19 protein-coding genes and 2 rRNA genes are annotated in these 18,086 nt (G+C 73.8%); 5 read left to right on the forward strand and 16 right to left on the reverse strand.

What is annotated here, in order from left to right:
• Window positions 1–199: 199 nt before the first annotated feature.
• From GEV10_26915 to GEV10_26935, 5 genes are all read right to left on the reverse strand, one after another.
• Window positions 200–1,813: a virulence factor MviN gene (locus tag GEV10_26915; protein ID MQA82060.1), complete on the reverse strand. Its 1,614-nt coding sequence runs from the start codon at window positions 1,811–1,813 to the stop codon at window positions 200–202.
• A 41-nt stretch (window positions 1,814–1,854) separates the two neighbouring features.
• Window positions 1,855–2,694 carry a hypothetical protein gene (locus GEV10_26920; protein ID MQA82061.1) on the reverse strand — a complete coding sequence of 280 codons (840 nt, stop codon included), beginning with the start codon at window positions 2,692–2,694 and terminating at the stop codon, window positions 1,855–1,857.
• Between the two features lie 38 nt (window positions 2,695–2,732).
• Window positions 2,733–3,695, reverse strand: a complete 963-nt coding sequence (locus tag GEV10_26925; protein MQA82062.1) for a copper transporter — start codon at window positions 3,693–3,695, stop codon at window positions 2,733–2,735.
• Entirely contained in the window at window positions 3,692–4,873 is a 1,182-nt protein-coding gene (locus tag GEV10_26930) for a hypothetical protein (protein MQA82063.1), read from the reverse strand. Before GEV10_26930 ends, GEV10_26925 begins: the two co-directional genes overlap by 4 nt.
• A 97-nt stretch (window positions 4,874–4,970) precedes the next feature.
• Window positions 4,971–5,507: a nucleoside-diphosphate kinase gene (locus GEV10_26935; protein ID MQA82064.1), complete on the reverse strand. Its 537-nt coding sequence runs from the start codon at window positions 5,505–5,507 to the stop codon at window positions 4,971–4,973.
• A gap of 99 nt (window positions 5,508–5,606) precedes the next feature.
• Between GEV10_26935 and GEV10_26940 the strand changes: the two genes are divergently transcribed.
• The gene (locus GEV10_26940; GenBank protein ID MQA82065.1) at window positions 5,607–6,758 is read left to right on the forward strand and encodes a winged helix DNA-binding domain-containing protein; all 1,152 of its coding nucleotides are present in this window, start codon (window positions 5,607–5,609) and stop codon (window positions 6,756–6,758) included.
• Window positions 6,759–6,770: 12 nt separating this feature from the next.
• On the opposite strand, the gene recN is transcribed toward GEV10_26940, so the two are convergent.
• The 4 genes from recN to GEV10_26960 are packed head-to-tail and all read right to left on the reverse strand — an operon-like array spanning window position 6,771 to window position 10,574.
• Window positions 6,771–8,480, reverse strand: coding sequence for a DNA repair protein RecN (recN, locus tag GEV10_26945; GenBank protein MQA82066.1), 1,710 nt, complete (start codon window positions 8,478–8,480; stop codon window positions 6,771–6,773).
• Window positions 8,480–9,424 (reverse strand): NAD kinase, encoded by a 945-nt coding sequence (locus GEV10_26950; protein MQA82067.1) that lies wholly within the window; start codon window positions 9,422–9,424, stop codon window positions 8,480–8,482. The genes recN and GEV10_26950 overlap by 1 nt, the downstream gene beginning before the upstream one ends.
• Entirely contained in the window at window positions 9,421–10,221 is an 801-nt protein-coding gene (locus tag GEV10_26955; GenBank protein MQA82068.1) for a TlyA family rRNA (cytidine-2'-O)-methyltransferase, read from the reverse strand. Before GEV10_26955 ends, GEV10_26950 begins: the two co-directional genes overlap by 4 nt.
• Entirely contained in the window at window positions 10,218–10,574 is a 357-nt protein-coding gene (locus tag GEV10_26960) for a hypothetical protein (protein ID MQA82069.1), read from the reverse strand. The genes GEV10_26955 and GEV10_26960 overlap by 4 nt, the downstream gene beginning before the upstream one ends.
• Window positions 10,575–10,724: 150 nt before the next feature.
• On the opposite strand from GEV10_26960, the gene GEV10_26965 reads away from it, so the two are divergent.
• From GEV10_26965 to GEV10_26975, 3 genes are all read left to right on the forward strand, one after another.
• Complete coding sequence (locus GEV10_26965) at window positions 10,725–11,057, forward strand: sterol-binding protein (GenBank protein MQA82070.1); 333 nt, start codon at window positions 10,725–10,727, stop codon at window positions 11,055–11,057.
• 89 nt (window positions 11,058–11,146) lie between these two features.
• The gene (locus tag GEV10_26970) at window positions 11,147–11,884 is read left to right on the forward strand and encodes a hemolysin III family protein (GenBank protein ID MQA82071.1); all 738 of its coding nucleotides are present in this window, start codon (window positions 11,147–11,149) and stop codon (window positions 11,882–11,884) included.
• A 53-nt stretch (window positions 11,885–11,937) separates the two neighbouring features.
• Entirely contained in the window at window positions 11,938–12,315 is a 378-nt protein-coding gene (locus GEV10_26975; GenBank protein ID MQA82072.1) for a cupin domain-containing protein, read from the forward strand.
• A gap of 175 nt (window positions 12,316–12,490) precedes the next feature.
• Here the strand turns inward: GEV10_26975 and GEV10_26980 are convergent, their stop codons facing one another.
• Window positions 12,491–13,492: an HAD-IIA family hydrolase gene (locus tag GEV10_26980; protein MQA82073.1), complete on the reverse strand. Its 1,002-nt coding sequence runs from the start codon at window positions 13,490–13,492 to the stop codon at window positions 12,491–12,493.
• A gap of 38 nt (window positions 13,493–13,530) precedes the next feature.
• On the reverse strand, window positions 13,531–13,956 hold the full coding sequence (locus GEV10_26985; GenBank protein ID MQA82074.1) for a tetratricopeptide repeat protein: 426 nt from the start codon (window positions 13,954–13,956) through the stop codon (window positions 13,531–13,533).
• Window positions 13,957–14,051: 95 nt separating this feature from the next.
• Here GEV10_26985 and GEV10_26990 point away from each other — a divergent pair, with 95 nt between their 5' ends.
• Window positions 14,052–15,365, forward strand: coding sequence for a DUF1015 family protein (locus GEV10_26990; protein ID MQA82075.1), 1,314 nt, complete (start codon window positions 14,052–14,054; stop codon window positions 15,363–15,365).
• A gap of 12 nt (window positions 15,366–15,377) precedes the next feature.
• Here the strand turns inward: GEV10_26990 and GEV10_26995 are convergent, their stop codons facing one another.
• The 5 genes from GEV10_26995 to GEV10_27015 form a co-directional block, all read right to left on the reverse strand.
• Window positions 15,378–15,752 (reverse strand): single-stranded DNA-binding protein, encoded by a 375-nt coding sequence (locus GEV10_26995; protein MQA82076.1) that lies wholly within the window; start codon window positions 15,750–15,752, stop codon window positions 15,378–15,380.
• Between the two features lie 105 nt (window positions 15,753–15,857).
• Window positions 15,858–16,391, reverse strand: coding sequence for a hypothetical protein (locus tag GEV10_27000; GenBank protein ID MQA82077.1), 534 nt, complete (start codon window positions 16,389–16,391; stop codon window positions 15,858–15,860).
• 98 nt (window positions 16,392–16,489) lie between these two features.
• Window positions 16,490–17,566, reverse strand: coding sequence for a hypothetical protein (locus GEV10_27005; GenBank protein MQA82078.1), 1,077 nt, complete (start codon window positions 17,564–17,566; stop codon window positions 16,490–16,492).
• 87 nt (window positions 17,567–17,653) lie between these two features.
• A 5S ribosomal RNA gene (rrf, locus tag GEV10_27010) occupies window positions 17,654–17,770 on the reverse strand.
• A 69-nt stretch (window positions 17,771–17,839) separates the two neighbouring features.
• Window positions 17,840–18,086, reverse strand: a 23S ribosomal RNA gene (locus GEV10_27015); the annotation flags it as partial.

The following is an 18,086-nucleotide window of genomic DNA, read 5'->3' on the forward strand; positions in this document are numbered from 1 at the left end:
GACCCCAGCGGCAGGTTGACGTGCGGGCTCTACCGCACCGTTGTGATCACGCCGTCGCCAGGGACACCGCGGGCCACCCCCTACTTTTCACCCGTAGGGGATGGCCCGCCAGGGTCCCCCAGTGGTTGACGTGATCAACGCTGACTTCACCTCGTGCCGGGACGAGGTGAAGTCCACCTTCGTGAGGTGAGGTACGGACTCAGCTCCGGTCGCGGCGCAGGCGTCCGCGGACGAGGGCGCGCATGTCGCGGCCGTCGCACAGCCACGCCAGCGCGCCGAACACGAGCGCGACGGCGAGGCCGGCCGCGAGGGCCTGGCCGACCGAGCCCGCCTTGCCGGCGACGCCGCCGAGCTCGCCGACGAACCCGCCGGCGACGGCGGCGATCAGGCCGGCGCCGACACCGACGCCCACGGCGCGAAGGGAACCGGCCAGCCCGGTACGACCCAGGGCCTGCGCGGTGCCAACGACGAGCAGCACACCGGCGACCGTCATGCCGATGCTGTTGCCCGCGCCCAGGGCCGTCACGAGGTCGTCGCGCGGGACGACCGCGACGAGGACGACGTCGGCGACCACCACGGTGAGCCAACCGGTCACGGTCGCCACCGCCGCCGTACGACCCTTGCCGCACGCGTACAGCACGCGGCCGAGGTGGGCGACGAGCCCGTAGCCCACCACTCCGGGAGCGAACGCCACGACCGCCGCGGCGAGCACGGCCGGATCGGCGACGCCGCTGGTGTCCTGGACGAACACCCGGGCGACGGGCACCGCGACGCCGGCCAACGCCGCGCCGCCCAGGCACGACGCGAGCAGCACCATCCGCGTGGTGCTCGCGGTCGTCCGCGCGAAGCCGTCGGTGTCGCCGTCGTGCGCAAGGGTGGAGAGCCGCTGGAACGTGCTCGTGGCGAGCGGCACGGCGAGCACGGCGTACGGCAGCAGGTACAGCGCCCAGGCGTAGGTGTAGAAGAGCACGTAGCCGCCGACGTTGTTGGCGAGCCAGATGACCACGACGGTCGAGACCTGCTGGGCCACGAGAGCAGCGAGTCCGGCCGCGGCGAGGCTCCACACGCGCCGCGCCACGCCGGGCGGGAAGCGCAGCGTGGGCCGCAGCCGGATGCCGGTACGCCACATCGGCACGACCACGGTGACGGCGAGCCCGAGGACACCGGCGGTGGTGCCGGCGGCGAGCACGATCCACGCGGTGTCGGGCAGGGCGGCGACGTCGTCCTGCCGGCCGTCGGCGAGCACGGCGAACGCGACGTACGCGCCGGCGACGACGAGGCTGTTGACCAGCGGCATCACCGCGGGCGCCACGAACCTGCGGTGCGCCTGCAGCGTGCCGCCGAGGACGACAGCCACGCCGTAGATCGCAATCTGCGGCAGGAACATCGCCAGCATCGGCGCGCCCGTGGCCACCACCGTCGAGGCGGCACACCCGTCCGCCCCGCTCGGCACCAGCAGCCGCATCACCGGGCCGGTCACCGCCAGCCCGACGACGACGAGCGGCACGGTCACGACGAGGGTCCAGCTGAGCAGCGCCGACACCGTACGGTCGGCGTACGCCCGGTCGCCGCGGGCGATCGGGCCGGCGAGCACCGGCACGACGACGCTCGCCAGCGCGCCACCGGCCACGATCTCGAACACGACGTTGGGCACCTGGTTCGCCGTCGCGTACGCCGTGCCGAGACACGTCTGGCCGACGGTGTGCGAGAAGACCAGCCAGCGTCCGAAGCCCGCCACCCGGGCGAGGATCGTGATGACACCGATGACGAGCGCCGCACCCGCGATGCCCCCGAGCAGCCGGCCGCGGACCAGCGCCGCCCCGTCGGAGGGTGGCGCCGGCTCGTCCGGCGAGCTCACCGCGGTCGCCGGCCCAGGTCGTCGAGCGCACGCAGCGGAGCGGTGCGCTCGATCACCCGGGTGAAGCTCACCACTTCGCTCGCGGCCGTGAGCCCGACGGCACCCAGCAGCAGGCAGACCCGCGCGCGCCGCGACAACCCGGCGGTGGCGGCGAGTGCCAGCAGGGCGCCGAGGGCGTTCGCGCCGGCGTCGCCGAGCATCGCCTGCTCGTCGAGGTCGACGGAGACGAGCCCGAGGGCGGCACCGACGGGAGCGGCGGCCACATCACCGGCCACGCCGGAACCGGCGAGCACGGCGGGCGCGTGCAGCAGGACGACCTTCAGCGCGCGTCCCGGCCGCAGGTCGAACAGGTTGACGAGGTTGGCCCCGGCGGCGATGAACAGGCCGCCGAGCGCGATGTCGACGGGCCGGCGGTGCACGACGGCGGCCGCGGCGAGCCCGCCGACGCCGATGCCCGCGATCTTGACCATCCCCGTCGTCACCTCGCCGTGGGCGAGCGCCCCCAGGTGACCGCGGAACCCGCGGGAGTCGCCGGAGCCGGCGAGATCGTCGTACGCGCCGACAGCAGCCGAACCGAGACCACACAGCACACCCGCCACGCGGACGCGCGACGAGATGCCGGGAACGGCGACGAGCGCCGCCGTCGCCCCCAGGGCCGCGGCCGGTCCCTCGAGCAGGGTGACCGGCTCACCGCGGTGGTTGGTGCGCGCCCACGTCTTCTCACCCGCGGGCGGACGCGCGACGAGCGCACGGTAGGCCACCCGCGCGGCGACCGCACCGGCCGTCACCAGGGCGGCGCGACGCAGCAGGCGCCAGCCGACCTCTCGAGCGGACATCGTCATCCCTTCGACACGCGGGACAGAAGGAGACGAGGTTACGGGCTCTTCGTCGGCGACACGGCGGGGGTCGGCGCCACGTTGTCCGCGCCGGTGCCGGACCCCCACTGCCCCGGCTTGCCGCCCGCGTCGAGCGCGAGTGCCAGCACGGTGACGACGAAGCCGGACGGCGCGTCGAGGTTGTCGACGGTGGACACCGACTTCTTCACGTCGTCGTCACCGCGCAGCGCGGAGACCACGCCCTCCGGGCCGGCCGAGTCGGTCGGCGCGGTGAGCACGCTGCCCGTGCCGCTCTCGTCGAGGTGCTTGGCGAGCGTGACGATCGCGTTGTTGCCGGCCGACGCCTGGTTCTCCGCGTAGGCAGTCGCGGGACCGACGACGATCGCCATCGAGGCGCGCTCCGACGGGCTGCCGCCGACGTCGAGGAAGTTCGCCTCCTCGAACGCCTCAAGCGTGCCGGTCGACGTGTCGTCGCTCTTGCCGAGCTTGGACTGGTCCTTGGTCAGCAGCGCGTTGCCGAGCAGCAGACCCGCACGCTCCGCCGGCACGGCGTCGGCGGGCACGTCGATCTGCGTGGTCTTGGCCAGGGTCTCGGTGAGGCCGCCGAGGACGCCCACCTGACCCTTGTCGATGTAGCCCTTCTTCAGCGTGACCGTGCCGGTGACGGTGCCGCCGGCCTGCTTCACGCCGGCGGAGACCTGCTCGGTCTGGTCGCTCTCCGCGCCGGGTGCCTGCACCAGGACGATCCGCTTCCCGCGGAGCTCGCCGGCGAGCAGCTTCGGCGCCATGGCGTCGACGAAGCCCTGGCTCGCCCGCTCCTGCGACTGCAGGACGAGCAGCTGCTGGCGCAGGTCGGCGTTCTTGTTCCTGAGGTCGTCGGCGGTCTTCCTCGTGCCTTCGAGCACCGGCTTCTCGAGCACGGTGCTGCCGAGGACGAGGCCGGTGGCGAGCGCCAGGAAGACGGCCATCAGGGAGATGATGTGGTAGCGAAAGTCAATCACGAGAAGAGCCCACTGATCAGGTACTGGATCTGGTCCCAGAGGTCGGATAGCCACGCGCCGAACACGCCGCCGATCGGCGTGATCGCACCGGCGACGAGGATCGTGACGAGGCAGGAGATGGCGAGCAGGATCAGCGCCCACGCCGAGATGCGGCTGCGGTACAGCCTGCTCACGCCCTTGGCGTCGACGAGCTTGCCGCCGACGCGCAGGCGAGTGAGGAACGTGCTGGCCATGCCGGCACGCCCCTTGTCGAGGAACTCCACGAGCGTGGCGTGGGAGCCGACGGCGCAGATGAGGCTCGCGCCGCTGTCGTCGGCCAGGAGCATCGCGATGTCCTCGCTCGTGCCGGTCGCGGGGAACACCACGGCGTCGACGCCCAGCTCCTCCACCCGGTGCAGGCCGGGCGCGCGCCCGTCGCGATAGGCGTGGACGACGACCTCGGCGCCGCTCGTGAGCGCGCGGTCGGACACCGAGTCCATGTCGCCCACGATGAGGTCGAGGCCGTAGCCGGAGTCGAGCAGCGCATCGGCGCCCCCGTCGACGCCGATCAGCACCGGCCGGTACTCCCTGATGTAGGGGCGCAACGTCTGCAGGTCCTCGCGGTAGTGGTACCCGCGGACCACGATCAGGCAGTGCCGGTTGCGGAGCTTGGTCTTGATCGTCGGGATGCCGACGCCGTCGAGCAGCAGCTCGCGCTCCCGCCGCAGGTACTCCATCGTGTTGGCGGCGAACGCCTCGAGCTGCACCGACAACCCGGACCGCGCGTCGACCATCGCCTCCTTGACGGTGGTCTCCGTCTGCTCCACGCCGGTGGCGACGAGACGCTTGCCGACGTGCAGGCCGTCACCGTCGACGCGGATGCGGGTGCCGTCCTCGACGGTCGCCATGACCTCGTCGCCGACCTGGTCGAGCAGCGGGATACCCGCCTGGACGATGATCTCGGGCCCCAGGTTGGGATAGCGCCCGCTGATGCTCGGCGAGGCGTTGACCACCGCCGCCACCCGGCAGCCGACCAGCGCCTCGGCGGCCACCCGGTCGATGTCGATGTGGTCGATGACGGCGATGTCGCCCGGACGCAACCGCTTGGTGAGGTCCTTGGTACGCCGGCCTACGCGAGCGACCCCGCTGATGCCGGGGAGTCGTTCGGGACGGTTTCTGCGTAGCGTCGGAACCTTCATCGCGTACTCATCCTGCCATGCGGTGCGGGCCGGGGCGTGCATCACACGCCCCGGGCACGTTGATATCAGCCGGGCAGGCGGGAGGGCCGGCGACGACTCAGAGGCTGGGGAACCAGAGCTTGATCTCCCGCGCGGCCTCCTCGGTGTCGCCAGAGGCGTGGATGAGGTTGCGCACCGGGCGGGTCTCGTCGTTGGCCAGGTCGGCGGAGTCGGAGCTGTAGTCGCCACGGATCGTGCCGGGGTCGGCGGAGACCGGCAGGGTGCTGCCGACGAGCTTGCGCACCGTCTCGACGGCACGGTTGCCGGACAGCACCATCGGCACCAGCGGCCCGCTGCCCATGAACTCCACGAGCCAGGCCCGCACCTGCTGACCGATCGCGATCGCGTCGTCGGTGCCGAGCTTCTCGGTGGCCGAGAGGCCCAACCGCTCGTAGTCGGCCAGGGTCTTGCCGCCGACGGCGCCGAGCCAGTCGTCGCTGCGCGGGTAGTGGTCGTCGATGATCGCGTTCTCGTCGCGCGACACGCGAATCTGCTCGAGCCGCAGGCCACACCGCTCGAACCTCGCGATGATCTCGCCGGTCAGGCCGCGCGCGTACGCGTCGGGCTTCAGGATGACCAGGGTCTTCTCGTACACGCTCGCGGCGTCCTTTCGGAACGGGTCTTTCCGGGGAAGGTAGGTCGGGCGATCCTAACCGGCCAGGAACCGACCGCTGTCCCCCCTACCGTGGTCGTCATGACCGCACCCGCACTCTCCTGGGCCGACGTCTGCGCCAGGCGGCTGGCCAGGCACGGGCTCGCCGCGCCAGGCGCCGTCGAGCCGGCCGACGTCGCCGGCCGGATCTGCGGCGCCCACGCGCAGATCATCACCGCCGGCGAGCTGTCCCTCGGCATCCGCACCACGGGGACGACCCGGGCCGGTGTCCGCGCCGCCCTGTGGAGCGAGCGCAGCCTGGTCAAGACGTACGGGCCGCGCGGCACCGTCCACCTGCTGCGGACCGCGGACCTGGCCATGTGGACCGGAGCCCTCGCCGCGGTTCCGCAGGCACCGGGCGGCTGGCCCGACGAGGTCCGGCTCACGCACGACCAGACCGAGGAGGTCGTGCAGGCGATCGGTGCGGCGCTGCGCGACGACGAGCTCACGGTCGACGAGCTCGACGAGGCGGTCGCGGCGTCCGCGGGGCCGTGGGCGGCCGACCCGGTGCTGCCGGCGTGGGAGAGCAACTGGCCGCGGTGGCGGCAGGCGATGCACACCGCTGCGCACCGCGGGGCGCTGTGCTTCGGCGCCAACCGCGGCCGCAGGGTGACCTACACCCACCCGCACCGCTGGCTGCCCGGCTTCACCCCGCTCGACGGGCCCACCGCCCTGCGCCGACTCGTGCACGACTACCTCCACGCGTACGGGCCCGCGACACCCGCCCAGTTCGCGCGGTGGCTCGCCGCGCCCACCCCGTGGGCCGTGGACCTGTTCGAGCAGCTCGCCGGCCAGATCGTCCCGGTCGACGTCGACGGCGACGTCGCCTGGCAGGTCGCGGGCGACGACGCAGCCACGGAGCCGCCGCGGGGCGTGCGGCTGCTGCCGTACTTCGACGCGTACGCCGTCGGCTGCCATCCGCGCGAGCGCGTCTTCCCCGGGGCGGCCGCGGACCGGGCGCTGTCCGGCGGCCAGGCCGGCAACTTCCCGGTCCTGCTGGTCGACGGCGTCGTCGCGGGCGTCTGGCACCAGCGCCGCGCCGGCCGCCACCTGCACGTCACCGTCGAGCCGCTGCGCCGGCTGACCGCGGCACACCGACGCGCCCTCGACGTCCAGGTCGCGAGGATCGGCACGTTCTTCGGCGCGGAGCCCGAGCTCACCATCGGTGAGGTGACCGTCGGCGGCCACCGCTGACCCGCCCGCCCGTCAGGCGCGGCCGCTGCGGTCGCTCGCGGCCATCGTGAGCAGCTCGTCGGCGTGTGCCCGGCCGAGCTCGGAGTCCTCCAGGCCGGCCAGCATCCTGGCGAGCTCGCGGACGCGGCCCGGGTCGTCGAGCACGGTCACACCGCTGGTGGTGAACGCGCCGTCGGCGTCCTTGCGGACGAGCAGGTGGCGGTCGGCGAACGCCGCCACCTGCGGCAGGTGGGTCACCACGATCACCTGCGACGTGGCCGCGAGGCGGGCCAGCCTGCGGCCGACCTCGACCGCGGCCTTGCCGCCGACGCCCGCGTCGACCTCGTCGAAGACGAACGTGGGCACGGGATCGGCGCCGGCGAACACGACCTCGACGGCGAGCATCACCCGGGACAGCTCGCCGCCCGACGCACCGCGGTGCAGCGGCCTGGCCGGCGCGCCCGGGTGTGGCGTCAGCAGCATCTCGACGTCGTCGCGGCCGTACGCCCCGCGGCGGTCGCCAGGCGTGACGGTGACCTCGACCTTCGCGTCCGGCATGGCCAGGTCGGTGAGCTCGGCCGACACCTGCTCGGCGAACCTGCGCGCCGCCTTGGTGCGCGCCTTGGTGAGGCGCTCCGCGAGGTCGTCGAGCTCGGTGTCGAGCCGCTGGGCCTCGGCGCGCAGCTCCTCGATCCGCTCGTCGTCACCCTCCAGGCCGGCGAGCCGGGCGGCGGCGTCGCGTGCCCACGCCAGGACGGCGTCGGCGTCGTCGCCGTACTTGCGGGTCAGGGCGGTGATCGCCGCGCGGCGATCCTGGACGCCGTCGAGGCGGGTGGGGTCGGACTCGACCGACGCGGCGTACGACGCCAGGTCGGCGCCGACGTCGGCCAGCAGGTAGCCCGCCTCGGCCAGCCGGTCGGAGATCTCGGCGAGCTGCGCGTCGTGCTCCCGCATCACCTCGAGGGCATGCCGCGCCGAACCGACGAGGGCGGACGCGTCGATCCCCTCCGGCTCGAGCGCCGGGTCGCCGAGCAGCGCGGTGTGCGCCTGTTCAGCGGCCGTGCGCAGCGCGTCGGCGTGCTCGAGGCGCTGCGCCTCGGCAGCCAGCTCGGTGTCCTCGCCGGACCTCGGGTCGACCCGCTCGACCTCGGTGAGGCCGAGCCTGAGCAGGTCGGCCTCCTGGGCACGTTCGCGCGCACGGGTGGTCAGCTCGGTCAGCTCGGCCGTGACGGTGCGGTGCTGGTCGTAGCGTTCCTGGTACTGAGCGAGCGGCTTCGCGACCGCCGGTCCGGCGCACTTGTCGAGCGCCGCCCGCTGCCGCGCCGGTTGGAGCAGCCGCTGCTGGTCGGCCTGGCCGTGGACCGCCACGAGGTCGGCACCCACCTCCGCCAGCAGCGAGGCGGGCACAGCACGACCGCCGAGGTACGCGCGGGACCGTCCCTCGGCGCCGACGGTGCGCGCGACGATCAGCACGTCGTCGTCGAGCTCGCCGCCCGCCTCGACGGCACGTGCGGCCACCTCGCCGTCGGCGCCGACGACGAGCCTGCCCTCGACCGCGACCTTGGCGTGGCCGGACCGCACCCGCCCGGCGTCGGCACGTCCGCCGAGCAGCAGGCCGAGCGCGGTCACCACCATCGTCTTGCCTGCGCCGGTCTCGCCGGTCAGCACCGTGAGCCCCGGTGCGAGGTCGAGTGCCGCCTCGTCGATCACGCCGAGGCCCTCGATGCGTACCTCTTCGAGCATCAGCCACCCACCGCGTCGTCGATCTCCTTGTCGTCGGCGACCTGTCCACGCCAGCCCTGCACGGGCAGCCCGAACTTCGCCACCAGGCGGTCGCTGAACGGGTGCGGGTGCAGCCGCGCCAGGAGGACGGGCAGCTCGCCGCGACACACCTCGACCCGCGCACCCGGTGCCAGCTCGACCGCCCGCCGCCCGTCGCACCACATGACGCCGTGCGTGGTGCGGTCGGGCACCAGCTGCACGGTGATCGACGAGTCGGGCGCGACGACGAGCGGGCGGGCGAACAGCGCGTGCGCGCTGATGGGGACCACGAGCAGCGCGTCGACCTCGGGCCACACCACGGGACCGCCGCACGAGAACGCGTACGCCGTCGAGCCGGTCGGCGTCGCGCACACGACGCCGTCGCAGCCCCAACGCGACAGCGGGTGGCCGTCGACGCCCACCATGAGCTCGAGCATCCGCTCGCGCTCGGCCTTCTCGACCGACGCCTCGTTGAGCGCCCAGGTGCGGTAGACCTCGTCGCCGTCGCGGAGCACGCGGACGTCGAGGGTGGTGCGCTCCTCGACGTCGTAGCGCGCGTGGACGATCCGGTCGAGCAGGGTGCTCAGGTCGTCGCGCTCGGCCTCGGCGAGGAAGCCGACGTGGCCGAGGTTGACGCCGAGCAGCGGAGTGCCCGCCGGCCTGGCCAGCTCGGCCGCGCGCAGCAGCGTGCCGTCGCCACCGAGCACGATCACCAGCCGCGCACCGCTCGCGGCGCCCGGCCCGGACTCGACGACCTCCACCCCGGCGACATCGAGTTCGGCGGCCTCGGCGTCGAGGACGCGTACCGGCACGCCGCCGTCGCGCAGGTGGTCGACGAGCAGCTGCGTGCTGCGTACCGCCGCCTGCCGGCCGGTATGGGCGACGAGCAGGACGGGCGCTGCCGGGTCGGCTGGTGGTGGGCTCACGCGCTGGCACCCACGACGCGCGAGACGAGATCGCCGGGAACGGAGTCGGGTCCGCCGCGGACCCAGAGCAGGTACTCGACGTTGCCGCGGACGCCGGGCAGGTCGCTCCCGACGAGGCCACCGACACCGAGGTCGAGCTCGTGCGCGGCCGCGACCACGCCGTCGACGGCCTCCCGGCGCAGCCGGGGCGATCTGACGACCCCGGTGGACCTGAGCGCCCGCCGGCCCACCTCGAACTGCGGCTTCACCAGGAGCACGAGGTCGGCCCCGGGTTCGCAGCAACCGACCAGCGCCGGCAGGACGAGCGTGAGCGAGATGAACGACAGGTCGGCGACGACCAGCGCGACCGGGCCGCCGATCGCGTCGGGCGTGAGGTCGCGGACGTTGGTGCGCTCGTGCACGCGCACCCGGGGGTCGTCGCGCAGCGCGTCGGCGAACTGGCCGTGCCCGACGTCGACGGCCACGACCTCGGTGACGCCGGCCCTCAGCAGCACGTCGGTGAAGCCTCCGGTCGACGCTCCCGCGTCGAGCGCGCGACGGCCCGCGACGTCGAGCCCGTCACCGGCGAACGACTCCAGGGCCGTGGCGAGCTTCGCCCCGGCTCGGGAGGCGTACGCGGCGCCCACGTCCCCCGACACGTCGATCGCGGCCCCGGTCGGCACCGCCCGCGCAGGCCTGGTCGCCGGGTGTCCGCCGACCGAGACCCGGCCGGCCGTCACGAGGTCCTGCGCCTGACGTCTCGACCTGGCCAGCCCCCGGCGAACCAGCTCGAGGTCGAGCCGGCTGGACGTCGTCATCGCGGGCCGTCGGTGTCTCGATCGAGGTCGGCGAGGACGTCCTGCAGACCGCTGTGCGCCTGGTCGTACGCGCTCACGTGCTCCTCCGTCGGCCGCCCGCCGAGGTCGCGCAACGGACCGACCGCCTCGTCGACCCGCGGCTCCCCCGTCTCCGGCGGCGCCGGCATGCTCGGGTCGGCGGCGGCCGGCGCCTCGACGGCGACCGGCTCGTCCTCTACGGCCGGCGCCTCGTGGACGACCTGGCTCTCCGCCACGACCGGCTCGGGCGCCTCCGGCGGCTCGCCGACCGGTGACTGCTCGTCGACCGGATCGACCCCGCCACCGAACGCGCTCTCGCCCTCTGCCTCGGTCACGTCGACCGCTCCCTCCTGCCCCGTGGGTGCCCGTGCTTCGCCGCCAGCACGGTACCCGTTCGCGCGGACGGACGTCCGACATCCCACCAGGCATGCCGGCGAGCCGCTAACGTCCATCCCAAGATCCCCATCATGACGGGAGGGCGTGGGATGGCCACACTCGAGGAGTGCCGGCAGGCGATCACCGGTCTCGCCGACCGGATGAGCTCGTCGGACGGCAAGCCGGGTCTCGGCGACCGTACCCTGAGCGCCCACGTCACCGATCTCGACGTGACGTTCAGCGGTGCGTTGCGCGACGGCAGCCTGGTCGACGTCACGACCGACGCGCAGGACCAGAAGGCGCAGATCAGGCTGGCGTCGAGCAGCGACGATCTCGTCGCCATGGCCGACGGCAAGCTCGACCTCGCCAAGGCCTGGCTGGCCAAGCGGATCAAGATCGAGGCGAGCATGATGGACCTGATCAAGCTCAAGACGATGTTCTGACCGCACGGCCGGGGTGACCGAGCGAACATGGCGATCATGGTTACCGGCAAGTAACTTTGATGGGGATGCCACGTTCAGTAGGAGGCCCCATGGGCGCCCCGCACCGGCCCACCCGCCCGGAGCCCGACCGGCCCGCGCCGGCACCGGGCCCGTTCGAACGTGCGGCCGATGCGGCCCGTGACGGCCTTCATGCCCTCAAGCCGCGGTTGCGCGGCTGGCTGCACACGGGCATGGCACCCGTCGTGCTCGCCGGCGGCGTCGTCCTCGTCGTGCTCGCACCGAGCCCGCTGGCCCGCCTCGCCGCGGTGATCTATGCGATCACGTCGCTGCTGCTGTTCACCGTGTCGGCGGTGTACCACCGGGGCCGGTGGTCGCCGCGCGTGCTCGCCGTCCTGCGCCGGCTCGACCACTCGAACATCTTCCTGATCATCGCCGGCACCTATACCCCGATCGCGCTGCTCGCCATGCAGGGCGGGCCGCGCATCGCGGTCCTGGTCGTCGTCTGGACCGGTGCGGTGCTGGGCGTCGTCTTCCGCATCTTCTGGCTGAGCGCGCCCCGCTGGCTCTACACGCCGCTGTACGTCGGTCTCGGCTGGGTCGCCGTCTTCGTCCTGCCGCAGATCCTCGGCGGCGGCGGTACGGCCGCACTGGTCCTCGTGCTCGCCGGCGGGCTCGCGTACACACTCGGCGGTCTCGTGTACGCACTCAAGCGGCCGCGGCTCAACCCGCACTGGTTCGGCTTCCACGAGGTGTTCCACGCGCTCACGGTGGTCGGCTACACGGCGCAGTACATCGCGGTGTCGTTCGTCACCTACCGCGTCGCCTGACGACCGGCGACCGTAGCGGAGTCGTCCGGGCCCGGCGATGCGAGACTGTCCTGATGCTCATCCGCACGCTCGACGAGGTGCTCGGCACCCCGCGCGACGTCAACTGGACCAACGGCACGAGCCGCCGCCTGCTCGTCGCCGACGACGGGCGCGGCTACACGGTCACCGACACCTACGTCCGTCCCGGCACGACGACGCTGCTGCGCTACGACAACCATCTGGAGTCGTGCTACTGCATCGAGGGCAGCGGCCGCGTCGAGTCCGGCGACGCCGTCTTCGACCTCGGCCCTGGCACGCTGTACGCACCGGAGAAGGGCGAGGAGCACCGGTTGAGCACCACCGGGGGCATGCGGCTCATCTGCGTGTTCACCCCCGCGCTCACCGGCGACGAGAACCACCGGCACGGGCCCGGCCAGCCCTCGGGTTACTGACCGCCGCGCGCGCCTCCCGGCTGGGGTCCCCGGTCGTGGCGCCCACCCCCGCTGGGGTCCCTGGCGGGGGCCCTCACCCCGGTTGGGGTCCCCAGCGGGGGCAGGGGCACTGGCCGGGGACCCCAGCCGGGTTGGGTCGCCCACCGGTTCCCGGCGAGCGTCAGACCTGCCGCGCTCACCGCAGCACGTCGAGCGCCGGGTCGATCACCGGCGGCTCGGTCGCCGACCACGCCGCGGCACAGGTCACCCGCAGCGCGTCGTCGTACCCGCCGTCGCCGTCGAGCCGCACCACGCCGTCGTCGACCGTGGCGGTCCAGCCGCCGCACGTCCAGCCGCCGTCCGTGCCGACCACCTCCGGGTAGGGCCGCAGCAGGCCGGCGAGGTCGCTCGCGACGTAGGTCGGCCGGCAGGACGCGTCGGCGCGCAGCAGGTCCGCCGGCCGGGTCACCCCGGTCATGACGAGCAGGCTGTCGCTGCCGGCGCGGACGGCTCCCGCGATGTCGGTGTCGAGCCGGTCGCCCACGACGAGGGGCCGGCGGGCACCCGTGCGCTGGACGGCCTCCTCGTGCAGGGCGGGCTCGGGCTTGCCGGCGGAGATCGGCTCGACGCCGGTGGCATGGCGCAGCACCTCGACGAGCGACCCGTTGCCCGGCAGCGGGCCGCGAGGGCTCGGCAGCGTGCGGTCGAGGTTCGACGCGACGAACAGCGCACCGGCGCGGAGCGCGATCGCGCCCTCGGCCAGCCGGGCGTAGTCGAGGTCGGGGGCGAACCCCTGCACGACCGCGACCGGGTCGTCGTCCGCCGAGTCGACGGGGCACAGGCCGCGTTCCTCGAGCGCGGACCGCAGGCCGACGCCGCCGACCACGAGCACCGCCGAGCCCGGCGGAACCTTGCCGGCGAGCAGCCGCGCCGCCGCCTGGGCGGCGGTGACCACGTCGGAGGCCGTCGCGTCGACACCGAGACGCCGCAGCGACTCCGCGACCGTCTCCGGCGTACGCGAGGCGTTGTTGGTCACGAACGCCACCCGGGTGCCCGCACTCCTGACCGCCGCGATGGCGTCGACGGCACCGGCGACGGCGTGGTCACCGACGTACACCACCCCGTCCAGGTCGAGCAGGACCGTGTCGTACGCCTCGCGCAGTGCTGACTGCCTCCGGCGGTCTTGCGACAGCGGCACGGCGCTCGCCGCGAGCGGCGACCCCCGATCGTCCGCCGTCACCCCTGCCGCTCCCTGGTCGCGCGCGCCGCCCGGAGCGCGGTGCGGTACTGCATGCGTTCGGGTCGCAGGCCCACCGCGACCGCGAGATGCTCGACCGCCCGGTCGAGCTCGCCGTTGCGCGTCGCCGCGAGACCGAGCCCGAACCGTGCGTAGTCGTCGACCGGGTTCTCCTCGACGATGATCGCGAAGTTCTCCGCGGCCTCGGCATAGCGACCGGCGTCGAACTGCGCGCGGGCGAGAGCCTCGCGGACGCTGTGCGACGAGGGCTCGGCGTCGGCGGCGCGCTCGAACAGCTGGAGTGCGGCCGCCGGACTGCCCGCGTCGAGCAACGACAGACCTCGCTGGTACCACTCGTAGACGCCACCTGAAGGTGGTTGCCGATCGCCGGCGAACTCCGGCCCTGACCTCTCGGCCCCCGACATGGCACCTCCTCCGCGCTGCCCTCCCATCCTCCCAGAGACCGGCGGTCGATCGAAGGGATCGCCGGTTGTGTCACCGATCTCCGTAGGATGCGGGAATGTCGAGCGGACGCACCGTGGGACGCCCCGCGGCACCCCAGACGGACGAGGCGACGGCGGGCACCGGTCTCGTCGTCCGGCCGTTCCGCGGCGTGCGCTACTCCCCCGCGGCGGTCGATCTCGCGGCCGTCACCACGCCTCCGTACGACGTCATCGACGACGCCGAGGCGCGGCGGCTGGAGAGCCGGGAGCCACACAACATGGTGCGGCTCGTGCTGCCGGAGACCGGTGCGCCCTCGGTGGAGGCGCGCTACGCGCGAGCGGCCACCCTGCTGCGTCAGTGGCTCGACTCCGGGGTGCTGGTGAGAGACGAGACGCCGACCCTTTACGTGTACGAGGAGCGAGGTGACGACCGGGTGCAGCGCGGCCTGCTCGGCGGCATCGGGCTGCGTGCACCGCACGACCGGGTGATCCTGCCGCACGAGGACGTCCATCCGGTCCCCGTCGCCGACCGGTTGGCGCAGATGCGTGCCACCGGCGCGAACCTCGAGCCGATCTACCTGCTCGCGCAGGGCATGGGTGCCGCGACCGAGGTCATCGCCGACGTGGTGGCCCACGACCGCCCCCTGGCGAGCACCGGCGATCGAACGGATGCCGCGTACCGGCTGTGGGGCGTCAGCGACCCCGACCGGTTGCGCGTCGTCGCCGACGCCCTGCGCCGACGCCAGGTGCTCATCGCCGACGGCCACCACAGGTACGCCGCGTACCGGCGGCTGCAGGCCCACCACCGCGACGCCGGCCACGGCGCCGGTGCGTGGGACTTCGGTCTCGCGCTCGTCGTCGACACCGAGGCGTACCCGCCGACCCTGCAGCCCATCCACCGCGTGCTCGACCGCCGGACTCCGGCGGACGTCCTCGCCGCCCTGCCGGCCAGCTTCGCCGTGCACGACGCGGGGACCGGCCTCGACGCTGCGCTCGACGCCCTGCGCGCGGCGGCCGGGGGCTCCACCGACCACCACCTCGTGATCGCCGGCGACGGCGCCTACCGGCTGCTGTCGCTCCCGCGTGCGGCGGTCGACGGCGTGCTGCCGCGAGAACGCTCCGCCGCGTGGCGCGCGCTCGACGTGACCGCGGTGCACCGTGCCCTGATCGACGAGGTGCTCCGGGTGCCGGACGACGACCAGGTGTTCGTACACGGCGCGGCCGCGGCCGTGCGGCTGGCCACCGAACGACACGGCACCGCCCTGCTGCTGCGACCGCCGAGCGTCGCCGACGTCTTCGCGGTGGCCGCCGCCGACGAACGGATGCCCCGCAAGTCGACGTCGTTCGGCCCGAAGCCGCGTGGGGGCGTCGCCCTGCGCCTGCTCGACTGACGACCGCTCGACTCAGTCGGCTGCCTTGGCCACCCGCTTGGCGTGCCGCGCGACGATCTCGTGCCGGCTGACCGGCAACCCGCCCGAGCGGTAGAACCGCCGGTGCACGGGGCCCTCGACCTCCACGATGTCGCCGGGGCGCCAGCGCAGCACCTGACGCCTGATCCCCGCGCGCCAGGCCGAGCAGTCGAGCGTGTCGACCGTCGTGACCCGCCGCCCGTCCGGCCGCGCCGGCAGGTCGGTCGGGTCGCGTGGCACGATCACGCGCCAGGTGACGATCTCGGCACCACTGGGCAGCTCGCGTGCCTGCGGTGCCCCCGCCAGCCGGCCCCGCAGGCGTATCTCGTTGACCGCCTCCGCGGCGGCCTCGTCCGGGCCTTCACCCATGGTCGTCCTCCCTTCGTCGGGAGGTCCATCGTCGACCCGCCGAGGCGTCGCGGACTGCCGCCGCGGTCGACCTGGGGACGGCCGCGGACAGCGTCCACAGATCCCTCAGGCGTCCTCGTCGAGGTCGACGATCCCGTCGGGGTCGTCGACCTCGACCGGGTCGGTGGGCGGCTCGTCGCCGCGCAGGGCCGCCAGCCGGTTCGCGGCGTCGGTCTCGCCTTCCCGGTCGGCCGACTCGACCCGTTCGAACCACTCTGCTGCCTCGTCGGTGCGACCGGCCGCCGCGAGGGCGTCGGCGTACGCATACCGCAGCCGCAGCTGCCACGCCGCCCGGGTCCGGGCCCGCAGCTCGGGAACCTGCAGCATGACCACCGCCGCGTCGGGCTGGCCGAGGTCGCGCCTGGCGCCCGACGCCACGATGAGCATCTCGATCCGCTGGGTGTCCTCGAGGCGCGCCGCCTCGGTGGACGAGGCCAGTGCCAGTGCCCGCTCCGGCCGGCCGAGCCCTCGCTCGCAGTCGGCGATCATGGGCAGCAGCTCGTCGCTCCCGCTCATCCTGCGGGCCGCGCGGAGCTCGCGAGCGGCCTCGGCCCAGTGGCCGGCGGCGTACGCGGCTATGCCACAGATCTCCCGCACCACGCCGATCCGGCTGCCACGGCGCGTGGCGGCCTGGGCGTGCCGGTACGCGGCCTCGGGATCGTCGGCCAGCAGCCGCTCGGCGGCGGCCAGGTGGGCGCCTATCCGGTCGGCGAGCTCCTTGGGCAGTGTGCGGAGCTCCTGCCTGACCTCGCGGCGCAGGTCCGTGGCGTCGACGCCCTCGAGCGGGGCAGGCTCGTCCGCCGGCGGACGCCGCCGAACGTCCCGGTCCCGGGGATCGGCACTCCGGCGATCGTCCCGGCCGGGTCGTTCCTTCCCTCGGGGCCCGCTGACCGGCCGGCCACGGCCGGCCGGTGGACGCCGATCGCGCCCGCCCCGGCCGCCGTCGGATCCGCCACCGGGCTCCCACCAGCGTCCGCCGCGGTCCGGCCCGTCGGTGTGACCGGCGCCGGACCTGCCGCTTCCCCCGCGAGCGCCCGGCGCTCCCGCGCCTCGACGGTCACCGGGACCGCGGCCGGTACCTCCGCGCTCGCCCGAGCCGCGGGCACCGGGACGCCCCGTGCTCTTGCGGTGATCGGCTCCGCCGTCACCGCTCCTCGAGCCTCGCGTCCCGCCGGCGGGACGGCCGCGACCGCTCCCACCAGCAGCGTCACCCGACTCCCGCCGCGCGTCGCCTCGCCCGGCGGCCCGTCCACGATCACCGCCGGACGCTCCGCCACCGCGTCCGCCCGCCGGCGCACTCCCACCTCGTGGTCCAGTGCCGCCCCGAGACCCTGCGCTCCCTCGAGAACCTGTGCCGCCCCGAGCACCGCCTTGGCCGCGCCCACCCGCCGTGCCGCCTCCGGCACCGCCCGGTCCACGCCCGCGAGCTCCGCCGCCACCGGCACCCCGATCGCCCGCCTCGCCGTCGCGCCGGCGCGCGCCACCGCGATCGTCGCCCCGCGCGCCACCCGCACCACGGCCGGCGCCAGGCCCGCGACCACTCGACGTACCACCCGCACCACGGCCACCCGAACGCCCAACAGAGCCGCCGCGGCCGTCTCCCGACCGCCCGCCGGCCGGTCCCCCTCGACGAGGACCCTGACCGGGTCGCTCACCCCGCGGCGCATCACCGCGGCCGGCGCCACCGGTGGGCCGACCGCCGGAGCCACTCCTGCCGCCCCGCCCTCGCCCACCCGGGCCGTCGTGTCGGCGTCCGTGACCCCGCTGCGGGTCATCCTCGGCAGTCATCCCTCACCTCTCGTCGAACCGCGCCAGGACGCAACAAAGGGCCATCCCAGCCGGGATGGCCCTTTGTAAAGAATGCACGGCGGCGACCTACTCTCCCACGCGGTCCCCCGCGCAGTACCATCGGCGCTGAAGGGCTTAGCTTCCGGGTTCGGAATGGGACCGGGCGTTTCCCCTTCGCTGTGACCGCCGTAACTCTATGGAGATGTGTGGTGGGCTTCCCGACCGCATCTCGGGAACCGCACAGTGGACGCGTAGCTTCTTTGTGCCAAGTCCTCGGCCTATTAGTACCGGTCCGCTGAACACATTGCTGTGCTTACACGTCCGGCCTATCAACCCAGTGGTCTAGCTGGGGGCCTTACCTGGTTAACCCAGTGGGAAACCTCATCTTGAAGCATGCTTCCCGCTTAGATGCTTTCAGCGGTTATCACTCCCGAACGTAGCTAACCAGCCGTGCTCTTGGCAGAACAACTGGCACACTAGAGGTTCGTCCGTCCCGGTCCTCTCGTA

The sequence above is a fragment of the Streptosporangiales bacterium genome (genome assembly GCA_009379955.1).
Taxonomy (GTDB): domain Bacteria; phylum Actinomycetota; class Actinomycetes; order Streptosporangiales; family WHST01; genus WHST01.